At 71.3% G+C, this 7,504-nt stretch carries 6 protein-coding genes; 3 read left to right on the top strand and 3 right to left on the bottom strand.

What is annotated here, in order from left to right; all coding sequences use genetic code 11:
• Positions 1-84: 84 nt before the first annotated feature.
• Positions 85-1,443 carry an FAD-binding oxidoreductase gene (locus tag G6017_RS08655; protein ID WP_182616962.1) on the bottom strand — a complete coding sequence of 453 codons (1,359 nt, stop codon included), beginning with the start codon at positions 1,441-1,443 and terminating at the stop codon, positions 85-87.
• 9 nt (positions 1,444-1,452) lie between these two features.
• Positions 1,453-3,582 carry an MMPL family transporter gene (locus G6017_RS08650; protein ID WP_182616961.1) on the bottom strand — a complete coding sequence of 710 codons (2,130 nt, stop codon included), beginning with the start codon at positions 3,580-3,582 and terminating at the stop codon, positions 1,453-1,455.
• Between the two features lie 167 nt (positions 3,583-3,749).
• Here G6017_RS08650 and G6017_RS08645 point away from each other — a divergent pair, with 167 nt between their 5' ends.
• The 3 genes from G6017_RS08645 to G6017_RS08635 are packed head-to-tail and all read left to right on the top strand — an operon-like array spanning position 3,750 to position 7,050.
• Positions 3,750-4,982 carry an aminotransferase class I/II-fold pyridoxal phosphate-dependent enzyme gene (locus G6017_RS08645; protein ID WP_347237970.1) on the top strand — a complete coding sequence of 411 codons (1,233 nt, stop codon included), beginning with the start codon at positions 3,750-3,752 and terminating at the stop codon, positions 4,980-4,982.
• Entirely contained in the window at positions 4,979-5,893 is a 915-nt protein-coding gene (locus tag G6017_RS08640) for an NAD-dependent epimerase/dehydratase family protein (protein ID WP_179524708.1), read from the top strand. The genes G6017_RS08645 and G6017_RS08640 overlap by 4 nt, the downstream gene beginning before the upstream one ends.
• A 47-nt stretch (positions 5,894-5,940) precedes the next feature.
• Positions 5,941-7,050, top strand: a complete 1,110-nt coding sequence (locus G6017_RS08635) for an acyl-CoA dehydrogenase family protein (RefSeq protein ID WP_182616957.1) — start codon at positions 5,941-5,943, stop codon at positions 7,048-7,050.
• A 125-nt stretch (positions 7,051-7,175) separates the two neighbouring features.
• Here the strand turns inward: G6017_RS08635 and G6017_RS08630 are convergent.
• On the bottom strand, positions 7,176-7,504 hold a 329-nt coding region (locus G6017_RS08630), incomplete at its 5' end, for an OB-fold nucleic acid binding domain-containing protein (RefSeq protein WP_182616955.1).

The raw sequence follows: 7,504 nt of genomic DNA, 5'->3' as shown, positions 1-7,504 counted from the left end.
GACGGCGGCGGCGGCGACCACAACAACGTCGACGACGACGAGGTCGCACAGTAACCTCGCGAGCGGACCGCCGCCCCGGTGACGTCAGAACATCGTCCCCGGGTTGAGGATCCCCTGCGGGTCCAGCGCCGTCTTGATGCGGCGGTTCAACTCCATCACGTCCTCGCCCAGCTGGGCGGGCAGCCACGGCGCCTTGAGGCGTCCCACGCCGTGTTCGCCGGTGATCGTCCCGCCCATCCCGATCGCCAGGTCCATCACCTCGCCGAACGCCGCCTGGGCCCGGTGGGCGCGGTCCGGGTCGTCGTCGGCCAGCACGATGATCGGGTGCGTGTTGCCGTCACCGGCGTGGGCGACCAGGGCGATCGGCACATCACGCCGGGCCGAGATCGCCTCGATCCCGGCGACCAGCTCGGGCAGCGCGGGCAACGGCACGCCGACGTCCTCGAGGAGCAGCGTCCCGGTCTTGCCCAGGCTGGTGAACGCGGCCCGACGCGCGACCGTGAACTGCTCCCCCTCCTCGGGATCGTCGGTCGCGAACACCTCGCTCGCGCCGTGGGTGCGGAACGCCTCGGCCATGAACTCCGTCTCGGCCGCGCGGTCGGGTCCGGTGAGGTCGGACTGGGCCAGCAGCATCGCACCGGCGGAGGTGTCCAGGCCCATCCTCAGGTCCGCCTCGACGGCCCGGATCGAGACGTTGTCCATGAACTCGAGCATCGCCGGCCGGATCCGGCGGGTGACGGCCAGGACGGCGTCGCTGCACGCCACCACGTCCGGGAAGATCCCCACCACGGTGGAGCGGGGCGGCTGTTCGGGGATGAGCCGCACGATGACCTCGGTGACCACCCCCAACGTGCCCTCGCTGCCCACGAAGAGCTTGGTCAGGCTCAACCCGGCGGTGTCCTTGAGTCGCGCGCCGCCCAGTCGCACCGCGGTGCCGTCGGCCAACACCACCGTCATCCCGAGGACGTAGTCGGTCGTCACCCCGTACTTCACGCAGCACAGACCGCCGGCGTTGGTGGCGATGTTGCCGCCGATCGAGCAGATCTCGTACGACGAGGGGTCCGGCGGATACCAGAGTCCGTGCTCGGCGACGGCCCGCTTGACCTCGACGTTGAGCAGACCCGGCTGGACTGTCGCGGTGCGGGTGACCGGGTCGACGTCGATGTCGCGCATGAGCTCGGTGGACAGCACGATCCCGCCCTCGACCGCCGTCGCTCCCCCGGACAGCCCCGAACCGGCCCCCCGCGGGACCACCGGCACGCCGTGCGCACTCGCCCAGCGCATGACCTCCTGCACGTCCCCGGTCGACCGCGCGCGCACCACGGCGAGCGGCATCCCCGGGTCCGGGGCCTTGGCCCAGTCCTGGCGGTATCCCTCGAGCACGTCCGCGTCCGTGAGCACGGAGGCGGTGTCGAGGCGGGCACGGAGGTCGTCCAGGATCATGACCCGAACCTACGACGAACCCTCCCGGATCCGCAGGCGGTCGAACACGGCCCGTAGCGGCCGTGGAGCCCACCAGTTGGCCTCGCCGAGCAGGAGCATCGCACTCGGGACGAGCAGCAGCCTGATGACGAACGCGTCCACCAGCACGGCGAGCGCCAATCCGAGCCCGAGCAGCCGGACCACGCTGATCCCCGAGGTACCGATGGCGAGGAACACCACCGCCACGAGCACCGCCGCCGCCCCCACCACGGGGGCGGTGCGCGAGACCCCGTCGACCACGGCCCGGGTGGTGTCGCCGTGGCGGTCGTACTCCTCGCGGACCCGGGAGAGCAGGAACAACTGGTAGTCCATCGACAGTCCGAAGGCCAGGCACGCCATCAGTAGGGGCGAGGAACTGTCCACCACCCCCGTGGCCGTCACGCCCACCAGGTCGGCGAGATACCCCTCCTGGAAGACCAGGACCATCGCGCCGAAGGTCGCGGTGAGGCTCAGCGCCGCCATGACCAGCGTCTTGAGGGTGACCAGCACGCCACCGGTCAGCAGGAAGACCAGGGGCAGGACCACCGCCATGACGAGCAGGGCGACCGGGAGCGCCCGGTCACTGATCGCCTGACGGGTGTCGACATCGTCGGAGTAGGTTCCCGCCACCGGGGCGGGTGCCACCACCTCGCGGACACGCTCGGCGAGGTCCTGTTGCTCCGGTTGCGTCAGACCCGGGGCCGTCACCACCTCCACCGCCGCGACGGAGCCCCGCCTCAGGTCGGGGTCACCGGGACCCACCGCGAGCCCGTCGGACAGGGTCTCGTCCGGTCCCCGCGTCGCCGTCACTCCGTCGATACGCGACACCCGCTCCGCCAACACCCCGGGATCGACCCCGTCCGCGAGGATCACCAGGGGATCGGACCCGAGGTCCGGACGCTCGTCGCGCAGTCGCTCCGCGGCCACCCTGGACGGGGCGTCCTTCGGCAGGACCCTGTCGTCGAGAGTGCCCAGCCGGAGGCCGAACGCGGGCGTCAGCAGGATCAACAGGAGCGCCGACACCCCCAGCGCCACCGCCACCGGGTGCCGGCGCGAGACCCCGAGCATCGCCGTCACCGAACGGCCGGGGCGGGTCGGGTCGACCCGTCGCACGGACCACGCGTCGATCCGCCGACCGAGGACCCGCAGGACCGGGGGCAGGACCACCAGGGTGAGGGTGGCGACCAGCACCACGACCGCGACACCGGTCATCGCCATGGATCTCAGGTAGGGCATGTCCACCGCCGTGAGCGCGGCCAGACACAGGCCGACGGTCACCGCCGAGATGACGATCGTCCTCCGGCACCGGCGCATCGTGCGGGCGACGGCCTCAGGTGGGTCCGCGCCGTTCGCCAGTTCCTCGCGGAACCGGGTCACCACGAGGAGGCTGTAGTCGATCGAGAGCCCCAGCGCCAGGCCGATCACCAGGTTGAGGGCGAACACGGACACGTCGATCACGTGCACCAGGCCGGACAGGACGACGAACGACGAGAGCATGGCGAGCACGCCGATCGCGACCGGGACCGCGGCGGCCACCACGGAGCCGAAGAACAGCACGAGCAGGACGAGGGTGACCGGGACGGCGATGAGCTCGGCGCGGGTGAGATCCTCCCGGGCGATGAGGTCGTCCTCACGCAGCACCTCGGCCCGGCCGGTCAGCTGCCTCTCGACGCCCTCGCCGGGCGGGGGCAGGGCCTCACGGAGCTCGTCCAGCGTGCGTCTGGACTCGGCGTCGTCGCCGGACAGCACCGCGCTCACCACCGTGGGCCCGTCCCCCGGCGCCGGCGACACGGTCACGCGACCCACTCCCCCGGCACCCGACAGGAAGGACGCCACCGCCTCGCCCTCACGGGCCACTGCGGCGGACTCCGCTCCCGAGACCAGGACGATCAGATCGGGGGTGCCCACCCCGACCTCCGCGTCGAGCCGCCGTTCGGCGACGGCGGACGGCGTGGAGTCGGCACGGAACCCCCCGGGGGTCAGGGACTCCTCCACGCCGCCGGCGGAGAGCGCTCCCAGCACGGCCAGGATCAGCGCCGCGGCGAGCGGCCACCCTCTCGCCAGGACCGACCGTCGGCGGTGAGCACGCGGCGTCGTCCGGGGCTCGGCTCTGTGACTCATGGGGCTCCTCATTCAGTCGTCCCCCTCATTCGTTCCTGATCCCGAGGCGGATGGGCGACGAGCGCACGGACGGTGAGGAGACCCGGACGGTGAGGATTCACTCGTTCGACCCATCCGGTCCACGGAAGGGGCCGAACCACCGGGACATCCCACAGGAAGGACTTCCCGTGAACCACCCACTCATCGAACGCCTCGCGACAGACGAACGGGTCCAATTGTTCTCGACCCTCCAGGACGCGGGCCAGAGCCCCTACTACCGGACGATGCACTCCAGCACCGGCGCGACGAGCAACGTCCAGGGCGTGGACCGGAGCATGCTCGGCTCCAACAACTACCTCGGCCTGGCGCGCCACCCCGAGGTCATCGAGGCCACCACCGAGGCGGTCCGTCGGTTCGGATCGGCGAGCACCGGCAGTCGCCTGCTCAACGGGACGATGTCACTGCACGAGGAGCTCGAGGCGGAGATCGCGGACTGGTTCGGAACCGAGGACGCGCTGTGCTTCTCGACCGGGTACCAGACCAACCTCGGTACCCTCGGCGCCCTGGTCGGCGAGCGGGACGCGGTCGTCATCGACGAGTTCGCCCACGCCTCGCTGCGCGACGGCCTGCGCATGGCGCGCACCTCGGTCCACCCGTTCCGCCACAACGACCTGGGCGCACTCGAGGACGCCCTGATCACGGCACGCCGCGGATCCCCGGAGCAGATCCTCGTGGTCGTCGACTCCCTCTACTCGATGGAGGGCAGCCTCGCGCCCCTGTCCGGGGTCGCGGAGCTCGCCCGGTCGTTCGGCGCCGCGCTCATGGTCGACGAGGCCCACGCCATGGGCCTGTACGGCCCGACCCGGCGGGGCTGGGTCGAGGAGACCGGGACGGTGGACGCCGTGGACGTGACCATGGCGTCGTTCTCCAAGTGTTCGGCCTCGTGCGGGGGTTTCATCACCGGCAGCTCCGACCTCGTGACCGGGCTCAGGGTCACGGCGCGGCCGATGATCTTCAGCACGTCCTCGGTCCCCGCCGCGACCGCGTCATCCCTCGCCTCGATCCGGCTGATGCGGACCGACGAGGGTGCGGCGCGCACCGAGGCGGTGCGCCAGAACTCGATCCTTCTGCGCGCCGAGTTGGGAAACAAGGGGATCGACTGCACCTCCGGCCTCACCGGGGACGAGTGGTCGCCCATCGTCCCCGTTCCCGTCGGCGACGACCTCCGCGCGGTCCACGTGTGGAACCTGTTGCTCGAGCGAGGCGTCTACACCGGTGTCGCGGTCCATCCGGCGGTCCCGGCGACCGGTGCGATCCTCCGTCTGTGCGTGACGGCGGACCACACGGAGGAGCAGCTGGTCGAGGCCGCCAGGGCGATCGCCGACATCCTCGCCGTCACCCGGGAGCTCTCCGCCCTATGAGGGTGGTCCTGACCGGGGCGTCCGGTGATTTCGGTACCGCGCTCCTGCGCGGTCTGATCCTCCGCGAGGAGGTCGATCACGTGGTCGCCCTGGCGCGGTCGCCGTTGCGGGTGCGGGACCCGAAGATCGAACGGCGGACCGTCGACATCGCCTCAGACGACCTCGACGAGGTCTTCGCGGGCGCCGACGCGGTGATCCACTGCGCCTTCATGGTCGAGGAGCCGCGCGACAAGGAGTCGGCGCGGGTCGTCAACGTCGACGGCTCGCGACGGGTCCTGCGGGCCGCCGATTCCGCCGGCGCCCGGGTGTGCGTGATGACCTCGAGCATCAACGCCTACGGCCCCCGCGGCGGCCCCGAGATCATCGACGAGACCGCACCGATCGGCGCCGGCGAGGAGCACTACTACTTCCACCACAAGGCACTCGTGGAGGAGGACGTGCGCCGGTGGCGACGAGGCTCCGACGGCCGGATGGCGACGGCGGTCCTGCGCCCGACCTACGTGGTGGGGCCCGACATGTCGAACTCCGGGTTGGAGACCATGCGGTCGCGCGTCGTCCTGCACCCGAGCCCCGGGAAGTCCTACTTCCAGTTCCTGCACCAGGACGACCTCGTCGACGCGTACCTGCGGGTGCTGCTCGCCGGCGTGGACGGCGAGTTCAACCTCGGTCCCGAGGGCGCCCTCACCGTCTCCCAGCTGTGCCGACTCAACCGCTCGGTCTGCGTCCCCGTGCCGCTGAGCGCCGCCCGACGCCTGGCCGACCTCGGGTTCCGGCTACGACTGCTGCCCTATTCCTCCCACTGGGTGACCTGCGGAGAACCGGTCACCACGTCACGACGACTCAGGGACGCCACCGGCTGGACGCCGCGGTACGACTGCACCGAGGCCGCCCGCCTGATGCTCGCCGGCTGATCCGGGCCCGAGCCCGCACCCACCCGACCGTGAACCGAAAGGACCCCATGCTCCTCACCTCCGAGAACCAGACCCTCGACTCCTACGCCCCCGGGCTGCGAGAACGCCTGTACGGCCACGGCCTCCTCGCCAACGAGGGCGCCCAGAGCACCGCCGTGGCCGACTGGTCCGACACCGGCGGGACCAGTCTCATCGTCCCCACCGCGCTGGGCGGTGCGGGCGCGAGCGCGGTCGACGCGGTGCGGTTCCAGACCGCCATCGGCGCGGTCGCCCCCTCCCTCGCGGCCGCGACCACGATGCACCACCTGTCGTGCGCGACCCTCTTCGAGGCCGCCGAGGACGCCTCGCAGGATGAGCGCGACCTCATCAGGGCGCTGGTCGAGGGCGGCACCGTGATGGCCTCCGGTTTCTCCGAGGGTTCCCCCGGGGGATCGGTGTTCCGCCCGACCATGACCGCCCGACGGGACGGTGACGACTATCTCCTCTCCGGCCGCAAGGCCCCCTGCAGCCTGTCGAGGTCCATGAGTCTCCTGGTGGCGAGCGCCCTCGTGGACGACTCCGAGCGGGCCGTCGTCCTGGTCTTCGACGGTGCCGAGGGGTTGCGTCGGGAGGAGTTCTGGAAGAGCCCCGTCCTCGCGGCGGCCGAGAGCGACGCGCTGATCCTCGACGACGTCCGGGTCGAGTCCGACATGGTCTTCCTGACCTCCGAGAACGATCCCGACGATGTGCACGAGATGACCGGCTACCTGTGGTTCGGGCTGCTCATCAGCGCCTGCTATCTCGGGGTGGCCACGCGTATGGTCGAGCGGCTCACCGATCGCGACCGCCTCGACCCGAAGCTGTTCTCCTCGGCGCTCGCCGAGGTCGAGACCATGCGGACCGCCCTGCACGCGGTGGCTCGCGAGTTCGACGAGGGTGCTCGCGGTGGCGACGTCTCGGCTCGTCTCGCGCTGGTCCGGTGGTCGATGCGCGAGGCTCTGGTCAGGGTGCAGTCGATGGTCCGCGAGGCTGTCGGGGGGTTCGCCTACATGCAGGACCCGGAACTCGCCTACGCCTTCGAGGCCGTCCAGGTGTTCGGCTACCACCCGCCGTCGCGCCGGGACACCGCCGACAGGCTGGTGCAGTGGGCTCGCGGGGAATACTTCCGCTACGTCTGAGCCAGCCTCTGAACCCGGCCCCGGCCTGAATCCGGACCTGGCCGGGGCCGAGAAGTGGGCACCCCAGTTCGACCAGAAGACCCAACCGATCGCCGGGGAGTGACCGGTCACCAGGACGTGACCGGTCACCGGAAGTCGCGGCTGCGGCCGATAGCCATCCCCAGGTGGAGGCGTTCGATCTTGTCCGCCACGACGCTCACCGCGCCCGAGCGGTTCTCCACGGTGCCGCGGACGATGAGCGCCGGGGCGGAGGAGACGATCGGGCGGTAGCGCGCCCACAGTCCCACCGAGCACACGACGTTGGTCATGCCCGTCTCGTCCTCGAGGCTGAGGAAGGTCACCCCCTCGGCGGTGGCGGGCCGCTGCCGGTGGGTGACCGCACCGGCGACCGCCACCCGGCTGCCGTCGGGGACGTGGGCGAGCCCGGCGGTGGTGCACACCCCCCGGGAGTCGA

It is taken from the genome of Dietzia sp. B44, assembly GCF_014145245.1.
Taxonomy (GTDB): Bacteria; Actinomycetota; Actinomycetes; order Mycobacteriales; family Mycobacteriaceae; genus Dietzia; species Dietzia natronolimnaea.
The sequence above is the reverse complement of the archived record's forward strand: the minus strand, read 5'-3'. Positions and strand labels throughout refer to the sequence as shown.